General features: G+C 67.6%; 16 protein-coding genes and 1 pseudogene. 10 read left to right on the forward strand and 7 right to left on the reverse strand.

What is annotated here, in order from left to right; translation table 11 throughout:
• Positions 1-271: 271 nt before the first annotated feature.
• From C6A77_RS20070 to C6A77_RS20090, 5 genes are all read right to left on the reverse strand, one after another.
• Complete coding sequence (locus tag C6A77_RS20070) at positions 272-610, reverse strand: hypothetical protein (protein ID WP_114171038.1); 339 nt, start codon at positions 608-610, stop codon at positions 272-274.
• Positions 611-676: 66 nt separating this feature from the next.
• Positions 677-1,948 carry a glycolate oxidase subunit GlcF gene (glcF, locus tag C6A77_RS20075; protein ID WP_114171039.1) on the reverse strand — a complete coding sequence of 424 codons (1,272 nt, stop codon included), beginning with the start codon at positions 1,946-1,948 and terminating at the stop codon, positions 677-679.
• Between the two features lie 9 nt (positions 1,949-1,957).
• The gene (glcE, locus tag C6A77_RS20080; protein WP_114171040.1) at positions 1,958-3,010 is read right to left on the reverse strand and encodes a glycolate oxidase subunit GlcE; all 1,053 of its coding nucleotides are present in this window, start codon (positions 3,008-3,010) and stop codon (positions 1,958-1,960) included.
• Positions 3,010-4,509, reverse strand: a complete 1,500-nt coding sequence (gene glcD / locus C6A77_RS20085) for a glycolate oxidase subunit GlcD (protein ID WP_114171041.1) — start codon at positions 4,507-4,509, stop codon at positions 3,010-3,012. The genes glcE and glcD overlap by 1 nt, the downstream gene beginning before the upstream one ends.
• Positions 4,510-4,632: 123 nt before the next feature.
• A complete protein-coding gene (locus tag C6A77_RS20090; RefSeq protein WP_114171042.1) occupies positions 4,633-4,950 on the reverse strand; it encodes a DUF2388 domain-containing protein in 318 nt (105 codons plus the stop codon).
• Between the two features lie 313 nt (positions 4,951-5,263).
• Here C6A77_RS20090 and C6A77_RS26030 point away from each other — a divergent pair.
• Positions 5,264-5,572, forward strand: a pseudogene (locus C6A77_RS26030) (hypothetical protein); the annotation flags it as partial.
• 305 nt (positions 5,573-5,877) lie between these two features.
• Here C6A77_RS26030 and mrdA read toward each other — a convergent pair.
• The gene (mrdA, locus tag C6A77_RS20095) at positions 5,878-7,773 is read right to left on the reverse strand and encodes a penicillin-binding protein 2 (RefSeq protein WP_114171043.1); all 1,896 of its coding nucleotides are present in this window, start codon (positions 7,771-7,773) and stop codon (positions 5,878-5,880) included.
• 245 nt (positions 7,774-8,018) lie between these two features.
• Between mrdA and C6A77_RS20100 the strand changes: the two genes are divergently transcribed.
• Genes C6A77_RS20100 through C6A77_RS20110 form a run of 3 tightly spaced genes read left to right on the forward strand, consistent with a single transcriptional unit; the run spans position 8,019 to position 12,191 of the window.
• The gene (locus C6A77_RS20100; RefSeq protein WP_114171044.1) at positions 8,019-8,687 is read left to right on the forward strand and encodes an ABC transporter ATP-binding protein; all 669 of its coding nucleotides are present in this window, start codon (positions 8,019-8,021) and stop codon (positions 8,685-8,687) included.
• Complete coding sequence (locus tag C6A77_RS20105; RefSeq protein WP_114171045.1) at positions 8,684-11,146, forward strand: FtsX-like permease family protein; 2,463 nt, start codon at positions 8,684-8,686, stop codon at positions 11,144-11,146. The genes C6A77_RS20100 and C6A77_RS20105 overlap by 4 nt, the downstream gene beginning before the upstream one ends.
• Positions 11,136-12,191, forward strand: coding sequence for a lipocalin-like domain-containing protein (locus tag C6A77_RS20110; protein WP_114171046.1), 1,056 nt, complete (start codon positions 11,136-11,138; stop codon positions 12,189-12,191). The genes C6A77_RS20105 and C6A77_RS20110 overlap by 11 nt, the downstream gene beginning before the upstream one ends.
• Before the next feature lie 481 nt (positions 12,192-12,672).
• Here C6A77_RS20110 and C6A77_RS20120 read toward each other — a convergent pair whose 3' ends face one another.
• Positions 12,673-13,419 (reverse strand): enoyl-CoA hydratase, encoded by a 747-nt coding sequence (locus C6A77_RS20120; protein ID WP_114171048.1) that lies wholly within the window; start codon positions 13,417-13,419, stop codon positions 12,673-12,675.
• A 117-nt stretch (positions 13,420-13,536) separates the two neighbouring features.
• On the opposite strand from C6A77_RS20120, the gene C6A77_RS20125 reads away from it, so the two are divergent.
• From C6A77_RS20125 to C6A77_RS20150, 6 genes are all read left to right on the forward strand, one after another.
• Positions 13,537-14,181, forward strand: a complete 645-nt coding sequence (locus C6A77_RS20125; RefSeq protein WP_114171049.1) for a TetR family transcriptional regulator C-terminal domain-containing protein — start codon at positions 13,537-13,539, stop codon at positions 14,179-14,181.
• A gap of 75 nt (positions 14,182-14,256) precedes the next feature.
• Positions 14,257-14,973: a response regulator gene (locus C6A77_RS20130; RefSeq protein WP_114171050.1), complete on the forward strand. Its 717-nt coding sequence runs from the start codon at positions 14,257-14,259 to the stop codon at positions 14,971-14,973.
• Positions 14,970-15,746, forward strand: a complete 777-nt coding sequence (locus C6A77_RS20135; RefSeq protein ID WP_114171051.1) for a transporter substrate-binding domain-containing protein — start codon at positions 14,970-14,972, stop codon at positions 15,744-15,746. Before C6A77_RS20130 ends, C6A77_RS20135 begins: the two co-directional genes overlap by 4 nt.
• Positions 15,743-17,995, forward strand: coding sequence for an ATP-binding protein (locus tag C6A77_RS20140; RefSeq protein WP_114171052.1), 2,253 nt, complete (start codon positions 15,743-15,745; stop codon positions 17,993-17,995). The genes C6A77_RS20135 and C6A77_RS20140 overlap by 4 nt, the downstream gene beginning before the upstream one ends.
• Positions 17,996-18,212: 217 nt before the next feature.
• A complete protein-coding gene (locus tag C6A77_RS20145; protein ID WP_114171053.1) occupies positions 18,213-19,619 on the forward strand; it encodes an amino acid permease in 1,407 nt (468 codons plus the stop codon).
• A gap of 331 nt (positions 19,620-19,950) precedes the next feature.
• Positions 19,951-20,745, forward strand: a complete 795-nt coding sequence (locus C6A77_RS20150; RefSeq protein ID WP_114171054.1) for an enoyl-CoA hydratase-related protein — start codon at positions 19,951-19,953, stop codon at positions 20,743-20,745.
• Positions 20,746-20,754 lie beyond the last annotated feature (9 nt).

Here is a 20,754-nt window from a genome sequence, read left to right on the forward strand (position 1 = left end):
CATGTGGGAGCGGGTTCACCCGCGAAGCAGGCGACGCGGTGGATGGCACCGGCTGCGCCGGTGTTCGCGGCCACGGCCGCTCCCACAGGTGCTGCGTGAGCCATAAGCCCGCGCGATTCCATGTGGGAGCGGGCAAGCCCGCGAAGCAGGCGATGCGGTAGATGGCACCGGCTGCGCCGGTGTTCGCGGCTAAAGCCGCTCCCACACGGATCGCGCCAGCGCTTAGAAATTGACCAGGACAGTTGCTCCCAAGCCAGTGCGCAGCCCGGCATCAGAACCGCGCCGTACTCACCGTGATGTAGCCCTTGTCCGCCAGGGCGATACGGATCACCGTCTCGTCCGCCGGCGCCTTGCGGTTGCGCTTGATGCGTACGCCTTCCACCGCTGCCGCTTTCATATGCTCGTAAATGGCCCGCCCGTTGAGGTCGAAGAACACCTCGCTGGCCAGCAACTCGATACGTTCGATCAGTTCTCGCGAGCGCTCGTCGGTGGCGCAGAAGAACATCACCCCCGACAGGTGCGGGTCTTCATCCGGGTTGTTCATGTCGTGGGCCAGCAGTTCGCGCAGGGTGTTGCGCAATTCGGCGGTGGAGCGGACGTACGGGTGCATGCAAAGCCTCCTCTGGATCGCTACCTTGCGTTATCCAGTGCCGATCATGTTTTCCAGGAGCAGGGGCTACAAGTAGGACGCTTCCGAGCGCTTGATAGGAAATTTCTGAAGGTGGTGCTGCGGGTTCAAGGCGGCTTCGACGATTTCGACCCAGTGCCGCACCGGTGTGCGCCCGGCCCCGCCAAGGTGGGCCTGGCAGCCGATGTTGGCGGTGGCGATGACCTGCGGCTTGCCGCTTTCCAGGGCATTCAGGCGGTTGTCGCGCAGTTGCCGCGACAGCTCAGGCTGGGTCAGCGAATAGGTGCCGGCCGAGCCGCAGCACAGGTGGCCGTCCGCGACCGCGGTCAAGGTGAAGCCCAGGCGCGTCAGCAACGCCTCCACCGCCCCGCCCAGCTTCAATGCGTGCTGCAAGGTGCACGGGCAATGAAACGCCAGCCGCTGTTCGGCGCACAGGCCCAGTTGTTCGACCGGCTCGTCACGCAGCACCTCGACCAGGTCGCGGGACAGCGCGCTGACCCGGACGGCCTTGGCGGCGTAGCGCGGGTCGTGGTGCAACAGATGACCGTAGTCGCGGACGAACGCGCCGCAGCCGCTGGCGGTCTGCACGATGGCCTCGGCGCCGGCTTCGATGGCCGGCCACCAGGCGTCGATATTGCGCCGCGCCCGCTGCAGGCCTTGCTCCTGGGCGTTGAGGTGGTAGTCCACCGCGCCACAGCAGCCGGCCTGGCGGATCGGTACCACGCTGATGCCCAGGCGGTCCAGCAGGCGCGCGGCGGCCGCATTGGTGTTGGGCGACAGCGCCGGCTGCACGCAACCTTCCAGCATCAGCACCCGGCGTGCATGGCGCGCTGCGGGGCGCTGGCCGGGCGCGGTGACCTGCGCCGGCAGCTTGTCCTTGAGCGCCGCCGGCAGCAGCGGGCGCAGGGCCTGGCCACTGCGCGCCAGCACCTTGAACAGCGCCGGGCGCGGGACCACCGCACGCAGGGCCTGGCGCAACAGGCGCTGGCCGAGCGGGCGCGGTACCTGCTGCTCGACCACGGCGCGGCCGATGTCCAGCAGGTCGTGGTAGCGCACCCCGGAAGGGCAGGTGGTTTCGCAGCTGCGGCAGCTCAGGCAACGGTCCAGGTGCAACTGGGTGCTGGCGCTGATCGGCGCACCCTCGAGCACCTGCTTGATCAGGTAGATGCGCCCGCGCGGGCCGTCCAGTTCATCGCCCAGCAGCTGGTAGGTGGGGCAGGTGGCGGTGCAGAAGCCACAGTGCACGCAGGCACGCAGGATGCTTTCGGCCTCGTCGGCGCGGGCCAGGCACCGGGCGCTTTCGCTCAGGTTGGTCTGCATGGTCTGGCCTCACAGGTCCAGGTACAGGCGGCCGGGGTTGAACACCCCTTTGGGGTCGAGTTGCTGCTTGAGGGCGCGGTGATAGCGCATCAGCGCAGCGGGCAGCGGTGGGCTGCTGGCAGCACCGGGGGCATGGCAGGTCGCGTGGCCGCCGACCTTGGCCACCTGTTGGCGAATGGCCTGTGCTTGTGCGTCGGACTTGAGCCAGCGCTGGGCGCCGCCCCAGTCGAGCAACTGCTGGCCGGGAAGCTCCAGCGCTGCGCTGGCAATGGGTACGGACAGCCGCCACAGCGGCGCGGGGCCCGCGAAAAAGGCCAGGCGCTGTTCGCGCAGGTCAGCCCAGAAGCGGCTGTCGAGCGCTTCGCCACCCAGCCGCTGGCGCGCCGACTGCACCGAGCCTTCGCCGCCTTCCAGGCGCAGGTACAGCGCCTCGCCGTCGTGGCAGGCCGCGCTGATCGGCAGCGGCTGCTGGCCCCACTCGGCCAGCTCGGCCAAGGCCTGCTGGACGCCCATTGGCAGGCGCAGGCTGAGGCATTGGCGCGGGCGCGGCAGCACTTTCAGCGACACCTCGGTCAGTAGCCCGAGGCAACCGAAGCTGCCCGCCATCAACCGTGACACATCGTAGCCGGCCACGTTCTTCATCACTTCGCCACCAAAGCGCAGCAGCTTGCCGTGGCCGGTGATCACCCGCGTTCCCAACACGTAGTCGCGCACCGCTCCGGCCCATGGCCGCCGGGGGCCTGACAGCCCGGCGGCGACCATACCCCCCACGGTGGCGTCGGGGCCAAGGTGCGGAGGCTCACAAGGCAGCATCTGGCCGGCTTCGTGTAGCGCCGCCTCGACCTCGCGCAGCGGCGTACCGGCGCGGGCGGTGAGTACCAGTTCGGTCGGGTCGTAGCTGACGATGCCACGGTGGCCACGGGTGTCGAGCACCTCGGCGCTGACCGGGTTGCCGAGCATGGCCTTGCTGTTGCTGCCCTGGATGCGCAGCGGCGTGGCCTGGTTCAGCGCCTGCTTGACCTGCTCGAGCAGGGCCTGGCTGATGTCGCGGTCCATGCTCATCAGAAACGCTCCAGTTCAGGGAAGGGCAATTGCCCATGGTGCACGTGCAGGGCGCCGAACTCGGCACAGCGGTGCAGGGTGGGGATGTTCTTGCCGGGGTTGAGCAGGCCCTGCGGGTCGAAGGCGGCCTTGACCGCGTGAAACAGGGTGATTTCGTCGCTGTTGAACTGCGCACACATCTGGTTGATCTTTTCCCGCCCTACACCGTGCTCGCCGGTGATGCTGCCGCCCACCGCCACGCACAGTTCGAGGATCTTGCCGCCGATCGCCTCGGCACGCTCCAGCTCACCGGGCAGGTTGGCGTCGAACAGGATCAGCGGGTGCATGTTGCCGTCGCCGGCATGGAACACGTTGGCCACGCGCAGGCCGTACTCCGCCGACAGCGCGCTGATGCCCTCGAGCACGCGCGGCAGTTCGCGCCGCGGGATGGTGCCGTCCATGCAGTAGTAGTCGGGGGAAATGCGCCCCACCGCCGGAAAGGCGTTCTTGCGCCCGGCCCAGAAGCGCACGCGTTCGGCCTCGTCGCAGGCCAGCCGCACCTCGCTGGCGCCGGCTTGCGCCAGCACGGCGGCGACCCGCTCGCAGTCGTCGTGCACATCGGCTTCGACGCCATCCAGTTCGCACAGCAGGATGGCCGCCGCGTCCACCGGGTAGCCGGCGTGGATGAAGTCCTCGGCGGCGCGGATCGCCAGGTTGTCCATCATCTCCAGGCCGCCCGGTATGATCCCCGCCGCGATGATCTCGGCGACGGCCCGGCCGGCGTCCTCGACACGCTCGAAACTGGCCAGCAGCACCCGCGCCACCTGCGGCTTGGGCAGCAGTTTCACGGTGACTTCGGTAACGATGCCAAGCATGCCTTCGGAACCGGTGAACAGCGCCAGCAGGTCGAAACCGGGGCTGTCGAGGGCGTCGCTGCCCAGGGTCAGGCGTTCGCCCTCGACCGTGAGGATTTCCACCTTGAGCAGGTTGTGCACGGTCAGGCCGTATTTGAGGCAGTGCACGCCACCGGCGTTTTCCGCGACATTGCCGCCGATGGAGCAGGCAATTTGTGACGACGGGTCGGGCGCGTAATACAGGCCGTAGGGCGCGGCCGCCTGGGAAATGGCCAGGTTGCGTACACCGGGCTGCACCCGGGCGAAGCGGCCTTGCGGGTTGACTTCGAGGATGCGGTTGAAGCGCGCCATCACCAGCAGGATGCCCTTGGCCAACGGCAGGGCGCCGCCAGACAGGCCCGTACCGGCACCGCGCGCAACCACAGGTACGCCACGCTGGTGGCAGAACCGGAGCAACGCCTGCACCTGTTCCAGGCGCTCGGGCAGCGCCACCAGCAGCGGCACGCTGCGGTAGGCCGACAGGCCGTCGCATTCGTAGGGTTTGAGGTCTTCTTCGCGGTGCAGCAGCGCTAGGTCCGGCACGGCGTCACGCAACGCCTGTAGCAGCGCCGCCCGGTCGATCTCCGGCAGCGCGCCATCGACGCGCTCGTCGTAAAGGATGTTCATCGGCTGGCCGGTGCCGACGCTTTCGCGGGTAAACCCGCTCCCACAGCAGCGCACCGAATCGGTAGCCAGTGCAGTCCCTGTGGCAGCGGGTTTGCCCGCGAAGCGGCCGGTACCGGTTTGACCTCAATGGTCGGCTATACGGTCGTCCTGCGAGAGGATGGCGCGGGCCAGCTCTTCATCGCTGGCTTGCAGCCCCGGGTGGTCCTTGCGGGCCTGTTCCAGCGCCGACTCCACATAGGCGCCACGGATGGCACCGCCGCTGGCGACGTAGGCGGAAAGCTCGTCGCGTGCCGGGATGATCCGTTTGTCGTCCTTGAAGGTCGAGTAGAGCGAAGCGGAAACACCGGCCGAGGTGGCGACGTCGCCCGCGTCGACGTCAGCCATTGCAACACCGGCAGGCAGCAGGAGCAGCAACGCAGGGGCGAGGAGTAGGTGGCGCATGGCATGTTCTCCAGTAACGTGATGCACAGGGAAATAAACCACTCAGTGTTTAAGAGAGCGCAGGGGTGCCGGTAGTTCCCTGGTGTGGCCTGCTGATGCGTCGATCATTCTGATGACCGGTCGGTGACAAGCGCAGCGGCATGGCTACGCTCAGAAAATTGAGAAATATTCTGCAACATCTGGCCGGCTGGGCCTGAGGGATCTCGTACAACTGCTGCTGATGGAAAGCCCGCGCTGGCTTGCAGGTCGCCCCACGGGGGGCCGGACTTACGGGGGGCGTCGTGCACCCCCGTATTACTCCAAGCGGAGGCTCATCATGCTCAGAAAATGCTTGTTGGCGTTGGCGATCGGTGCTGTGTTGTCGGCATCGGCCGTGTTGGTGCCTGACTCTGTTGGCGGTGCGTCCAGCGCTTATGCGAAGGACGGCAGCGGTGGTGGTGGAGGTGGAGGTGGTAGCGGCGGCGGTGGCGGCCATGGTGGTGGCGGAAGCGGCGGTGGCCATGGCGGCGGCGGAGGTGGCAGCGGCGGTGGCGGTGGTCATGGCGGCGGTGGCGGCAGCGGTGGCTCGGGTGGTGGCCATGGTGGCGGCGGTAGCGGTAGCGGGCACAGTGGCGATAGTGGTGGGCATGGTGGCCCCGGCCACGATGGCCGCGGGCGCAACGGGGCTGACGACGGCGCTGACCATGAGGCTAACCACGAAGCGAATCATGAGGCGAATCACGACGTGGGCGAAACCCATGGCGTAGGGCATGGCGCGGATGATGGGGCTGACCATGATGTTGGCGATGATCATGGAGGTGATCAGCGCTGACTGCTGAGGTGCCTGTGCCGGCCTCTTCGCGGGCGCGCCCGCTCCCACAGATGTTGCGCCAATCCCCTGTGGGAGCGGGCATGCCCGCGAAGAGGCCGGCACAGGCACCAGAAATATCAGGTGTGCGGCACGTTGCGAACCCCCGCCGCACCGGCAAACTCGGGCTTCAGATGACCCTGTTCATCCAGCAGGTAGGCATCCATCACCTCGCGCACCACCGGCCCCGCCACCCGCCCGCCGGCTTCGCCGTTCTCGATCATCACCGCCACCACCACACTCGGCTGCTCGGCGGGGGCAAAGCCGACGAACAAGGCATTGTCGCGGTGCCGTTCCAGGGTCTTGTCGCGGTTGTAACGCTCGCCCTGCCTGATCGCCACCACCTGCGCGGTGCCGCTCTTGCCGGCAATCCGGTACTGCGCACCAGCGGCGGCGGCGCGGGCGATGCCGCGCGGGTCGTGCATGACCATCTGCATGCCCTGGCTGACCTGGTCCCAGGCGCGCCGGTCGTGCAGCACGATATCGGGCATCGGCTTGGGGTCGATCGGCGCCGCGCCACCCACGGTCATGGCCAAGTGCGGGCGGTGCCACACACCCTTGCTCGCCAGCAGGCTGGTGGCCTGGGCCAGCTGCAGCGGAGTGACCTGCATGTAGCCCTGGCCGATGCCGAGGATCAGCGTCTCGCCGGGGAACCAGGCCTGGCGCCGGGTGGCGCGCTTCCACGCGGCCGACGGCATCAGCCCGGGCGCTTCCTCGAACATGTCCAGCGACACCTTCTGGCCCAGGCCGAATTCGCTCATGTAGTCATGCAGGCGGTCGATGCCCAGCTTGTGCGCCAGGTCGTAGAAGTAGGTGTCGTTGGAACGCATGATGGCGGTGTACATGTCCACCCAGCCGTCACCGCTGCGGTTCCAGTTGCGGTACTTGTGCTGATAGTTCGGTAGCTCGTAATAGCCTGGGTCGAACACCCGGCTGCCCGGGGTGATCACACCGCTGTCGAGGCCGGCGATGGCCACTTCCGGCTTGACCGTCGAACCGGGCGCATACAGGCCGCGCAGCACGCGGTTGAACAGCGGCCGGTCGATGGAATCGCGTAGCGCGGCGTACTGTTTGAAGCTGATGCCCTTGACGAACAGGTTGGGGTCGAAGCTGGGGTTGCTGACCATCGCCAGCACATCGCCATTGGCCGGGTCGAGCACCACCACCGAGCCACGGCGCTCGCCCAGGGCCTTTTCTGCGGCCAGTTGCAGGTGCGCATCCAGGGTCAGGACGATGTCCTGGCCCGGAGTCGGGGCCTTGTGGTTGAGCACGCGCATCACCCGGCCCTGGGCGTTGGTCTCGACCTCCTCGTAGCCTACGTGGCCGTGCAGCTGGCTTTCGTAGAAGCGCTCTATGCCGGTCTTGCCGATTGACTGGGTGCCGCGGTATTCGCTGCTGTCGAGGGCTTTGGCTTCTTTCTCGTTGATCCGCCCGACATAACCCACCGAATGGGCGAAATGCCCGGCCAGCGGGTATTCGCGGATGAACTGCGGCTCCACCTCCAGGCCCGGCAGGCGGAACTGGTTCACCGCTACCAGGGCGATCTGCTCTTCGCTCAGGCCGACCATCAGCGTCACCGGCTCGAACGGCTTGCGGCCACGGCGCAAGTCCTTGTCGAACTGTTTGCGCTCGTCGTCACCCAGGCCCAGCACCTGGGTCAGGGTGTCGAGTACCTTGGCCGAGTCACCGCCGGCCCGCTCGCGGGTCATGGTCAGGTCGAAGCTGGGCTTGTTGTCGGCCAGCACCACGCCGTTGCGGTCGTAGATCAGCCCGCGTTCGGGGGCGATGGGCAGGACATGCACACGGTTGTTTTCCGACACCGCGCTCTGCTGGTCGTGTTGCAGCACCTGCAGCACATACAGCCGGCCCACCAGCACGGCACACAGGCTGAACACCAGCGCGGCGCAGGCCAGCAGGCGGCGGTTGACCAGGTGCTTTTCCTTTTCGTGGTCCTTGAGGGGGATGGGTTGCGGCATCGGGATCAGGTCTGCGAGGGGTGTGGCTGGGTAAAGCCTGCGGCGGTTCCGGGGGCGTGGATGCTACGCAAGGTGGGTGGGCCGCTCAAGGCGAAGGGCGAACGCTACCGCAAGGCAATGCCTGTCGCCCTGTAACCACGCGGCTCGCCGGCCAGATGAAGATTTGTTCATGGCCCCGCTGTGCATGCGCATTGCGCTGAACCTGCTATGCCTAAGAAGTCACTCGAAACCGCCAAGGCCTGTCGATGCTGGTCGTCGAGCAATTGCACAAATCGTTCCCCACCCCCCAGGGGCCGCTCCCGGTGCTGCAGGGCGTCGACCTGTGCCTGGCGCCAGGCAGCAGCCTGGCGCTGATGGGCGAGTCGGGCAGTGGCAAGAGCACCCTGCTGCACCTGGTGGCCGGCCTGGACCGTGCCGACCGGGGGCGCATCCTGATCGACGGCGTGCCGCTGGACAGCCGTTGCGAGGCGTCGCTGGCGCAGTGGCGGCGCGAGGGTATCGGCCTGGTGTTCCAGCAGTACAACCTGATCAGCAGCCTGGATGTGGGCGCCAATCTTGCCTTCCAGGCCCGCCTGGCCGCGCGGCATGATCCGCACTGGGTCGCTTACCTGGCGCAACGCCTGGGCCTGGCGGATGTGCTGGGGCGTTATCCGGAGCAGCTGTCCGGCGGCCAGCAACAACGGGTCGCCATCGGCCGCGCCCTGGCCGCGCGCCCGGCCTGGCTGCTGGCCGACGAACCGACCGGCAGCCTCGACGAAGCCAGCAGCGACGAGGTGTTGCGCCTGCTGTTGCAACTGGTCGCCGAGGCCGGCAGCGGGGTGCTGATGGTGACCCATAGCCCGCGGCTGGCGGCGCGCCTGCAGCAGCGTTGTTACCTGCAGGCCGGCCGCGTGCGGCCCGGGCAGGGCGAATGAGACAGTTGGCGCTGGCCCTGTTGGCGCTGCTCGGCCACTGGCGGCGCCATCGCCTGCAGTTTTGCAGCATCTTCACCGGCTTGTGGCTGGCCACGGCGCTGTGGACCGGCGTGCAGGCGCTGAACAGCCAGGCCCGCAGCGACTATGCCCGGGCCAGCGCGGTGCTGACCGCGCCGCTGCAGGCGCAACTGCTGCCGCGCCATGGCGAGCGCTTCGACCAGGCGTTGTATGTGCAACTGCGCCGGGCCGGGTGGGCGGTGACGCCGGTGCTGGAAGGGCGCTTGCGCCTGCCCGGTGAGCCGGCACGCAGCGTGCGCCTGCTCGGCATCGAACCGTTGAGCCTGCCTGCCAGCAGCAGCGTTGCCGGTGTGCAACCGCACGCGTTCGATCTGCAGGCCTTCATCGGTGCGCCCGGGCAAGCCTGGGTCGGGCCAGACACCTTGCGTCAGTTGCAGGCCGAACCCGGTGCGTCGGTAACTGACAGCGAAGGGCAACAGCTGCCGCCGCTGGTGGTGCAGCCGGCACTGGCACCGGGGGTGATCGTGGTCGATATCGGCCATGCCCAGACCTTGCTGCACGCCCCCGAGCAGTTGTCGCGACTGCTGGTGGCCGCCACCGCCGGGCCGTTGCCTGCGGCTGTCGCTCCTTACCTTGAGCTGCGGGCTCAGCAGGACGATGGCGGTTTGCAGCGGCTGACCGCCAGTTTCCACCTCAACCTGACGGCGCTCGGCCTGTTGGCGTTCGTCGTTGGCCTGTTCATCGCCCATGCGGCAATCGGCCTGGCGCTGGAGCAGCGCCGCGGGCTGATCCGCAACCTGCGCGCCTGTGGCGTCGGCCTGAAAACCCTGCTGGCTGCCCTGGTGCTGGAGCTGGGCCTGTTCGCCCTGTTGGGTGGGCTGGCCGGCGTGGCCGGTGGCTATGGCCTGGCCGCGTGGTTGCTGCCCGATGTCGCCGCCAGTGTGCGCGGCCTGTATGGCGCGCAGGTGGCTGGCACGTTGAGCCTGCCGGCGTGGTGGTGGCTGGCCGGCGTGCTGGTGAGCGTGCTCGGCGCACTGCTGGCCGGCCTGGGCAGCGTCTGGCGTGCGGCCCGCTTGCCGTTGCTGGCGCTGGCGCAACCGCAGGCGTGGCGCCTGGCGCAGGGGCCGTGGTTGCGGCGCCAGGCCCTGCTGGCGGGCCTGTTGCTGTTGCTGGCCGGGGGCTGTGGCGTGCTCGGCGACAGCCTGCCCAGCGCGTTCGGCCTGCTGGCCGGGTTGCTGCTGGCGGCGGCGCTGCTGCTGCCGGCCTTGCTCGACCGGCTGCTGGCCTGGCTGGCGCGCCATTGCCGGCGGCCGCTGTCGCAATGGTTCGTCGCCGACAGCCGCCAGCAACTGCCGGCCCTGAGCCTGGCGTTGATGGCGCTGTTGCTGGCGCTGGCTGCCAGTGTCGGCGTGGGCAGCATGACCGAAGGCTTTCGCAAGACTTTTGTCGGTTGGCTTGAGCTGCGCCTGTCCGCCGACCTGTATGTCACGCCACGGGACACCGCCCAGGGCGTGCAGATAGCCGAATGGCTCGGGCAGCAGCCTTCGGTACGCGTGGTCTTGCCCGGCTGGCGGGTAGACACACAGCTGCACGGTTGGCCGGTGCAGGTTCAGGGCATCGTCGCCGATCCTGTCTATCGCAGCCGCTGGCCATTGCTGGCCGGGCAACCGCAGGCCTGGGCGCAGTTGGCCAGCGGCCAGGCGCTGATGCTCAGCGAACAGCTGGCCAGGCGCCTGCGCGTGGCGGTGGGCGATAGCCTGAAGCTACCCGTCAGCAGCGCGCCAGCCCTGACTGTGGTGGGGATCTACGCCGATTACGGCAACCCCAAAGGGCATCTGCTGGTGGATGCCGGCTGGTTGCGCGCGCACTGGCCGCAGGCAACCCTGAGCGGCTTGAGCGTCGACCTGCAGCCGGACCAGGTGTCGGCCGTCAGGGCTGCACTGCAACAGCGCTTTGCCCTCGACGACAGCCGGGTGGTCGAGCAGGCGCGCCTCAAAAGCTGGTCGACCGAGGTGTTCAACCGCACCTTCGCGGCCACCGCCGCGCTCAACAGCCTCACCCTTGGCGTGGCCGGGGTGGCGCTGTTGATCAACCTGTTGACCCTGGGGCAGGCCCGCCTGGGCCAGTTGGCGCCCCTGTGGGCACTGGGCGTGCGGCGCACCCATCTGGTCTGGCTCAGCCTTGGGCAGACCCTGCTGCTGAGCAGCCTGACCGTGCTGCTGGCGATCCCGCTGGGCATTCTGCTGGCCTGGTGCCTGGTGGCGGTGCTGAACGTGCAGGCGTTTGGTTGGCGGCTGCCGCTCTACGTGTTCCCCGCGCAGTTGCTGCAACTGGCGCTGCTGGGCCTGCTTACCAGCCTGTTGGCCAGCGCCTGGCCGCTGTGGCAGCTGGCGCGTCGCCAGCCGCGCGAACTGTTGAGGCCGTTTGCCGATGAAACGTAGTGCGTGGCTGTTGCTGGCTGGGTTGCTGGGCGGCTGTGATCCGCCGGCGGAGCAAAGCTATGCCGGGCTTGGCCAGGCGGCAGGCGAATTCCGCCAGGTCAGCCGCGAGCATCGCCTGGCGTTTCCGCGTGACCATGGCGCGCACGATGGCTTTCGCATCGAATGGTGGTATGTCACCGCCAACCTCAAGGACGCCCGCGGCCGGGACTGGGGCGCGCAATGGACGCTGTTCCGCTCGGCCCTGCGCCCGGGTGCCGAAACCGGCGACTGGAACAGCCCGAACCTGTGGATGGGGCACGCGGCGCTGACCGGCCCGGGTGGTCATCAGGCCGCCGAAACCCTGGCGCGCGGTGGCATTGGCCAGGCCGGGGTGCAGGCCAGGCCATTTCGGGCCTGGATCGACGACTGGTCGTTGCACGGCAGTGACGGCATCGACGAGGTGCAGATGACTGCGGCGGGCCAAGGCTTTGCCTACGACCTGCACTTGCGCAGCGATCGGCCACTGGTGCTGCACGGGGCGCAGGGCTACAGCGAGAAGTCTGGCCAGGGCCAGGCGTCGTACTATTACAGCCAGCCGTTCTACCGGGTACACGGCAACGTGCAGCGTGCCGGGCAGTGCATTGCGGTCAGTGGCCAGGCCTGGCTGGACCGGGAGTGGAGCAGCCAGCCGCTGGCCGCCGGGCAGACCGGTTGGGACTGGTTTTCCCTGCACCTGGACAGCGGCGCCAGGCTGATGCTGTTCCAGGTCCGCGAGGCACAGGGGCAGGCATACCGCGCCGGCACCTGGATTGGCCCGCAGGGCGAAGTGCTGGCGCTGGCGGGCGCGCAGGTGCAGTTGCAGGCGCAGGCCTGGGCGCGGCAGAAGAACGGCAAGCAGGTGCCGACACGCTGGCGGGTGCAGGTGCCCGCGCATGGGCTGGATGTGCAGGTCGAAGCGCTGGAGCCACAGGCCTGGATGGACACGCGGTTCCCGTATTGGGAAGGGCCGGTGCGCTTGAGCGGCAGTGCCGGTGGGCGTGGGTATCTGGAGATGACCGGGTATTAGCTATCCAGGTGTTTCTGCGTTTTCGTGGGGCTGCTTTGCAGCCCATCGCCGGCAAGCCAGCTCCCACAGGGATTGCGCATGGCTTGAGTGCAGCGCGGTCGAGGTAGGAGCATCTGTCTTGCTCAATTTCTGGAAGCTGGCGCGATCCCTGTGGGAGCGGCCGTGGCCGCGAACACCGGCGCAGCCGGTGCCATCCACCGCGTCGCCTGCTTCGCGGGCTTGCCCGCTCCCACAGGGATTGCGCATGGCTTGAGTGCAGCGCGGTCGAGGTAGGAGCATCTGTCTTGCTCAATTTCTGAAAGCTGGCGCGATCCCTGTGGGAGCGGCCGTGGCCGCGAGCACCGGCGCAGCCGGTGCCATCCACCCCGTCGCCTGCTTCGCGGGCATTCCCGCTCCCACAGGGAATGGGTATGCCACAGGTCAACGCTGCACCTGTGGGAGCTGGCTTGCCGGCGATGGGCCGCATCGCGGCCTCGGCTTTTCAATCCTTGATCAATCCGCGCAACACAGCCCGCGCTTCTTCGCTGCGCAAGCACTCGATGAACAACTGGCTCTCCCGCGCCACGGTCGCCTCCAGCTCGGCCCGCTGGCCGTCCTTGAGCAACCGCTTGCTGATGCCCAGCGCGGTTTGTGGGTAGCCCTGCAGCTGGCGGGCCAGCTTGCGCGCCGCCGCCAGGCACTGTTCACCGTCTTCATGCAGTTCGTTGGCCAGCCCCCAGGCCAGCATCTGCGCGCCGTCGAGCGACTCGTTGGCCAACAGCAGGCGCGCCGCCCGGGCGTGGCCGAGCAGGCGCGGCAGCAACAGGCTGGAACCGAACTCCGGGCACACGCCCAACGGCGCGAACGGCATACGCAGCCGGGTCGAACGGCTGACCAGCACCTGGTCACAATGCAGCAACAAGGTCGCGCCGATGCCGATCGCCGCGCCGCTGACGGCGGCAATCAGCGGTTTGTCCAGGCCCAGCACCACGCGCATCAGGCGGAACACCGGGCTGTCCAGGTCGGCCGGCGGGTTATCGAGAAAGTCGCGCAGGTCGTTGCCGGCGCTGAAGCACTGCGTGCCACCGGTGAGGAGGATCACCTGCACCTGCGGGTCTTCACTCGCCGCCAGCAGCAGGTCGCCCAGTTGCTGGTACATGGCGGTGTTCAAGGCGTTGAGTCTGGCGGGGCGGTTGAAGGCCAGGGTCAGCAGGCCCTGGTCCAGGTCGCGTGTGATCAGGTCGTTCATGGCAGCCGCTTTTGTTGTTGTGATCGGGCCCGGGTGGGCATTGGCGGCCTAGGGTTTATCACGCGCTCCGGCTTGTTGTACAGTCGTTCAGCCCAGCCCCTGACCCGAGAACCCCTGATGAACCAGGAAGCCCGCTACCACCGCATGCTGCCGGAAGTGCGCAAAGCCAACCTGGTCCAGGCGACCCTGGTGTGCCTCAAACGCCATGGTTTCCAGGGTGCGTCGATCCGCAAGATCTCTGCTGAGGCGGGGGTTTCGGTCGGGCTGATCAGCCACCATTACGCCGGCAAGGACGAACTGGTGGCCGAGGCCTACATGGCCGTCACCGGCCGGGTCATGGGCCTGTTGCGCGAGGCCATGGCCCAGGCCGCGCCCAACGCCCGCGAGCGCCTCTCGGCGTTCTTCCGCGCCTCGTTCTGCGCCGAGCTGCTCGACCCGCAGCTGCTCGACGCCTGGCTGGCATTCTGGGGCGCGGTGAAAACCGCCGAGGCGATCAACCAGGTGCATGAGCATTCCTATGGCGAGTACCGCAACGAACTGAGCGGGCTGCTGGCCACGCTGGCCGCCGAAGAGGGCTGGCAGGGCTTCGATGCCGACCTTGCGGCCATCAGCCTGAGTGCCTTGCTCGATGGCCTGTGGCTGGAGTCGGGGCTCAACCCCGGCACCTTCAGCCCCGAGCAGGGCGTGCTGATCTGCGAGGCCTGGGTCGATGGCCTGCAGGCCGGCGGTCGGCGCCGTTTCAGCCTGCCGGAGGGCTGTTGATCGGCTGTTCAGTAACGAGTACGCTGCTGTCGCGAGTGTGTAGAACAACACCATAAAAACAAGAGACGACACGCAATGACGCCTCGGGTATTGATCGTCGATGACGATCCGCTTATTCGTGACTTGCTGCAGGCCTATCTGTCCCAGGAAGGCTACGACGTGCACTGCGCCGACACCGCAGAAAAGGCCGAAGCGCTGCTCGGCAGCCAGGACGTCGACCTGGTGCTGCTGGACATCCGCCTGCCCGGCAAGGATGGCCTCACCCTGACCCGCGAGCTGCGGGTACGTTCGGAAGTCGGCATCATCCTGATCACCGGGCGCAACGACGACATCGACCGCATCGTCGGCCTGGAATGCGGTGCCGACGACTATGTGATCAAACCGCTCAACCCCCGTGAGCTGGTGTCCCGCGCCAAGAACCTGATCCGCCGCGTGCGCCATGCCCGCGAAGTGCACCCGGCGCCGGCCTGCGCGCATGCGCTGAAGCAGTTCGCCGACTGGGCGCTGGACACCGACCGCCGGCGCCTGATCGACGCGCGGGGCGGACAGACCCTGCTGACCCATGGCGAATTCCAGCTGCTCAGCGTGTTCCTGCGCAACAGCGGCCACACCCTTAGCCGTGACCAGCTGATGGACCAGATCCGCAACCGTGAGTGGGTGCCCAACGACCGTTCCATCGACGTACTGGTCGGCCGCCTGCGGCGCAAGCTGCATGACGACCCGGCCGAGCCGCAACTGATCATTACCATCCACGGCACCGGCTACCTGTTCACCGCCAGCGTGGCGGCATGAGCCGCAGCGCCTGGCTGCTGGCCCTGGCACTGTTCACCGCGCAGGCCAGCGCGACAGCGCCGGTGCGCTATTGCGACTACCCGGTCTACCCGCCGATCTCCTGGAGCGACGGCCACCAGGTGCGCGGCCTGGCACCGACCGTGGTGCGCGAGTTGTTCACGCGCATGGGCTACCCGGTGCAGACCGTGGTGCTGGGCAACTGGAAGCGCTGCCTGATGGATGCCGCTGCCGGGCGGGTGGATGTGGTGCTGGCCTACAACAGCGACCAGCGTGACCAGCGCATGCGTTTTTCCACGGTGCCGGTGGTGCGCGAGGAAGTGGCGGTGTTCTACAACCGCCTGCGGCCGGTGCAGTTCCAGCGCCTGGAGGATCTTGCCGGCTACCGTGGCGGCCTGCTGTACGGCGAGAGCTACGGCGCCGACTTCGACCGTTTCGTCGCCCGCCACCAGAACATCGAACGGGTGTCTTCCAGCCAGCAGAACTTCGGCAAGCTGATTCGCGGGCGCATCGACTACCTGATCCAGGAACGGCGCACCGGCCAGCTGTTCATCGAAAACCTGCCCGGGGCGCAGGACATCCGCGTCTCGCCCACGGCCCTGAGCGTGGACTACCTGCGGGTTGCGGTGTCACGCCAATCCCCGTTGAGCCAGCACATGGACGCGATCGACGCGCACTTGCGCAGCATGCACCAGGCCGGCGAGATCGAGCGCTGGCTGGAGCAGAGTGAAGTGACCTACCGCGACATGGCCAGGCTGCCGGCGGACGCGCGATGATCCGCCTGCACACCGATGGCCTGCTGCGCCGCCTGCTGTTGTTCATCCTGCTGTTCAGCCTGTGCTTCACCGTGCTGGCCAGTTCGGTGCAGCTGTACTTCGAGTATCGCCGCGAGATGCGTGACATCGAGGCACGCATGGCGTTGATCCGCGCGGGCTACCTGGCCAGCCTGGAGCGCAGCCTGTGGGACCTGGACGAAGCTCAGCTGGATACCCAGCTGCGTGGTCTGGTGGATTTTTCCGATGTCGCCCGGGTGCGCCTGCTCAGCGACGATTTCCAGTTGCTGCGCGGTGCCGCCGAACCCCAGGGGCCGCTGCGCATCGAGCGCTTCTCGCTCGATTACCAGCCGCCCTCGGGGCCGGCCAGGCACCTCGGCGAGCTGGAAGTAAGCATCGACCTCGGCGCGGTGCATCGGCGCCTGTATGCCACCGGGGTGGCCAGCCTGCTGTGGATGGGCGTATTCCTGTGCGGCCTGGCGGTGGCCTTGTCGGGGCTGTTCTACCGCCTGGTCACCCGCCACCTGCAGGTGATGGCCGAGTTCGCCCGGCGGATCGCCGCCGGCCAGTGGCAGGAGCCGCTGCGCCTGGCCCGCCGGCCGTCGACGCGCGCCGATGAACTGGACACCGTGGCCAATGCCCTGGACGACATGCGCCGCGCCATTCTCAGTGACATCGAGCGCCGCGAGCGCGACCGCCTGGCGCTGCAGGACAAGCGCGACGAGCTGCAGGCCATGGTCGAACGGCGCACTGCCAGCCTGGCGCGGGCCAAGGACGACGCCGAGGCCGCCAACCTGGCCAAGTCGCGCTTCCTGGCAACCATGAGCCATGAGCTGCGCACGCCGCTCAACGGCATTCTCGGCATGGCCGAGCTGCTGCGCGGCGGCCGGCTGGAGGCGGCCGACCGCCAGCGCGTAGAGGCCTTGTACAAGGCCGGCGAGGGGCTGTTGGCGATTCTCAACGAAGTGCTGTATTTCGCCCGCCTGGAAGAGGGCGAAAGCCGCGCCGAGCTGGTCGGGTTTTCGCTGCGCCAGTTGTGCCAGGAGGTGCTGGCGCTGCTCGAACCGATGGCCAGGGAGCACGGCGACACCCTGCAGCTGGCCATCGACGAGCAGTTGGCCGAGTACCAGCACGGTGCCGAACAGTACCTGCGCCAGGTGCTCAGCAACCTGCTGGCCAATGCCATCAAGTTCACCGAACACGGCCAGGTGCGGCTTTCGGTGCAGGTCCTGGCCAGTGAGCCGGCGGCGCAGCGCTTGCGCGTGGCGGTCAGTGACAATGGCATCGGCATCGAGCCGGCGGTACAGGCCAGAATCTTCGAGCGCTTCGTCCAGGCCAGCGAGGCGGTGGCGCGCCGTTACGGCGGCACCGGCCTGGGCCTGGCGATCTGCAAGCACCTGGTGGAAAAACTCGGCGGCCGCATTGGCCTGGACAGCGCGCAAGGGCAGGGCAGCTGCTTCTGGTTCGAACTCGACCTGGCCCGCGGGCAGCCGCTGGCGGCCCGCCCACCCGGCCCTGCGGCCAACGCCTGCCTGGATATCCTGGTGGTCGAGGATGTGGCGTTGAACCGCGAGGTGGCGGGTGGCTTGCTGCTGCGCGATGGCCACCGGGTGAGCTTTGCCGAAGACGCCGCGCAGGCTGTGCAGGCCTGCGCCGAGCGGCGCTTCGACCTGATCCTGCTCGACGTGCAGCTACCCGGCATGAGCGGGGTGGAGCTGTGCCGGCAGCTGCGTGGCATGCCCGGGCCGAACCGCCACAGCCGCATCCTGGCGTTGACCGCCGGCGTGCAACCGGGGCAGGTACCGGGTTACCTCGAGGCCGGCATGCAGGGCGTGCTGGCCAAGCCCCTGCGCCTCGACCAGCTGCGCCAGGCGCTGGCCGGGGCTGCGCCCGGCGAGGTGAGCGCGGCCGACCCGAACATGGATTGGGCACTGCTGGACACCCACCGCGCGCTGCTCGGTGAGCAGAAGCTGCAAGGCCTGCTGAAGGTGCTGCGCCAGTCGCTGGAGCAGCACGCCACGGCGCTGGCCGAGGCGTTGCCGGCCCAGGACTTTACCGAAGTGCTGCACCTGGCCCACCGCCTGGCCGGCAGTTGCGATTCGCTGGGTTTCTCCGGCCTGGCTGCGCTGTTGCGCCGGCTCGAGAACGCGGCCCGGGCGCATGACGAAAGCGCCCTGAAAGCGCTGCACGGGTCGTTGCCCGCCGAACTTGCCCAGGCCCGCGCCACCCTGGAACAGCTGATTCAGCGCTGACGTACAAAAAAATTACGACTTTTTACATCTTCGATCCGTTCGTACAACGGCGCCTTACATCCGTTTCCAATAATCCATGGCAACCGCGTGGCACGCGGTCCATGAGGCTTCTTGGAGACAACAATAATGACATGCCGTAGCGCTCAGCCCCTTCTTCATACCACCCCGCGCGGTACCGCCGCGTGGCCCTGCACCGGCCGCAACGGCGAGGTGCGCCATGACTGACAGCCACGAGAAAATCCAGCTTACCCGCGCGCTGAAAAGCCGGCACATCTTCATGCTGTCGCTGGGCGGGGTGATCGGCACCGGGCTGTTCATGGGCTCGGGCGTGACCATCAACCAGGGCGGGCCGGTGGGGGCGATCCTCGCCTACCTGGTGGCCGGCTTGCTGATGTACCTGGTGATGGTCTGCCTGGGCGAACTGTCGGTGCAGATGCCGGTGTCCGGCTCGTTCCAGGCCCACGCCACCAAGTTCATCGGCCCGGCCACCGGCTTCATGATCGGCTGGGTGTACTGGATGAGCTGGGCCACCACCGTGGGCCTGGAGTTCACCGCCGCCGGCATGCTGATGACCCGCTGGTTCCCGGAGGTGCCAATCTGGTACTGGTCGGCGCTGTTCGTGGTCGTGCTGTTCGGCCTCAACGCCCTGGCGACCCGCGCCTTCGGTGAAGCCGAGTACTGGTTCTCGGGCATCAAGGTGGCGACAATCCTCGGCTTCATCGTCATCGGCCTGCTGGTGATCTTCGGCGCCATCCCGCTGAGCAGCGGTGCACCGGCGCCGATGTTGAACAACCTGATGGGCGAGTCGCTGTTCCCTCACGGCCTGTCGGCGGTGTTCGCGGTGATGATGACCGTGGTCTATGCCTTCCAGGGCTGCGAGATCATGGGCGTTGCCGCTGGCGAGACCGAGCACCCGGAAAAGAGCATCCCGCGGGCCGTGCGCAACGTGGTGTTCCGCGTGTTGATCTTCTACGTGCTGGCGATTGCCGTGCTGTCGGCCATCGTCCCGTTCGAGCAGGCCGGGTTGATGGAGAGCCCGTTCGTGCAGGTGTTCGACATGGTCGGCATTCCTTTCGCGGCCGACCTGATGAACTTCGTCATCCTCACCGCCATCCTGTCGGTGGGCAACTCCGGGTTGTATGCCTCCACGCGCATCCTCTGGGCCATGTCGAAGACCGGCATGGCGCCGAAAAGCCTGTCGCCGCTGAGCAAGCGCGGTGTGCCGCTGCGGGCGTTGAGTATCACCCTGTGCTTTGCGCTGATCTCGCTGATGACCAGCTTCATTGCCGCCGACACGCTGTTCATGGTGCTGATGGCGGTGAGCGGCATGTCCGGGACGGTGACCTGGATCGTCATCGCCCTGGCGCAGTACCGCTTTCGCAAGGCCTGGCTGCGTGACGGTGGGCAACTGCAGGACTTGAAGTACCGGGCGCCGCTGTACCCGCTGGTGCCGCTGCTGTGCATCGCCCTGTGCAGCTCGCTGTTCGTGTTCCTGGCGCTGGATGAAACCCAGCGGCCGTCGCTGTATTGGGGCTTCGGCTTCATCGCCTTGTGCTATGCGGCGTACTTCTTCGTCAACCGCCGCCGGCAGGGGGCCTTTGCGCCGAGTGCGCCTGGCGTCTGAGGTTGCAACCTCGGGGGCTGCTACGCAGCCCATCGCGACACAAGGCCGCTCCCACACGGTCGCGCCAGGCCGGGCCGGTTTGTGGGAGCGGCCTTGTGTCGCGAAAGGGGCGCAAAGCGCCCCCGGCGATCGCACAGTTGTACAAAGTTGTAACAACCCCCTCGCAGCTCATCCTCGCCATCATAAATAAAGTCTTTAAATACAATAAGTTATATCTAATTTAAGGTCTGTTACAGCCCAGCCGGGCCCCAATTGCCGCCTTGTTGAACACTCGTTTAGTATCTCCCTCATCAAGCCCTCCAAAACCACCACAACAATACCGAGGCCCCCCATGACCACCCCGTCGTCGTCACTGTTGAGCAAGGTCGAAGCCGGCGTTGCCTGGATCACCCTCAACCGCCCCGAGCAGCGCAACGCACTGGACATCCCTACCCTCAGGCAACTGCACGCCCTGCTGGAAACCTGCAACAGCGACCCGGCCGTGCGCGTGGTGGTGTTGACCGGCAGCGGCCGCAGCTTCTGCGCCGGCGCCGACCTGGCCGAATGGGCTGCGGCCGAAGCCCAGGGCACCCTGGAAAGCTACGGCTGGACCGAAACCGCCCACGCCCTGATGTTGCGCCTGCACAGCCTCGACAAGCCGACCATCGCCGCCATCAACGGCACCGCCGTGGGCGGTGGCATGGACCTCAGCCTGTGCTGCGACCTGCGCATCGCCGCAGCCTCGGCACGCTTCAAGGCCGGCTACACCAGCATGGGCTACAGCCCCGATGCCGGGGCCAGCTGGCACCTGCCACGGCTGATCGGCAGCGAGCAGGCCAAGCGCCTGCTGTTCCTCGACGAGTTGTGGGGCGCCGAACGCGCTCTGGCAGCGGGCCTGGTCAGCGAAGTCTGCGCCGACGAGCAGCTGCCCGCGGTGGCCGCCGAACTGGCCGGGCGCCTGGCCAATGGCCCGACCTTCGCCTACGCGCAAACCAAGCGGCTGATCCGCGACGGCGCCCGGCGCAGCCTCGCCGAGCAGCTGGAGGCCGAGCGCCAGGCCGGCTTGCTGTGCGGCCGCAGCGAGGACGGTGCCGAGGCGTTGCAAGCCTCGGTGGAACGCCGCGCCCCCCGTTTCACCGGCCAGTAACCCGAAACC

It is taken from the genome of Pseudomonas sp. AFG_SD02_1510_Pfu_092, assembly GCF_003331055.1.
Taxonomy (GTDB): Bacteria; Pseudomonadota; Gammaproteobacteria; order Pseudomonadales; family Pseudomonadaceae; genus Aquipseudomonas.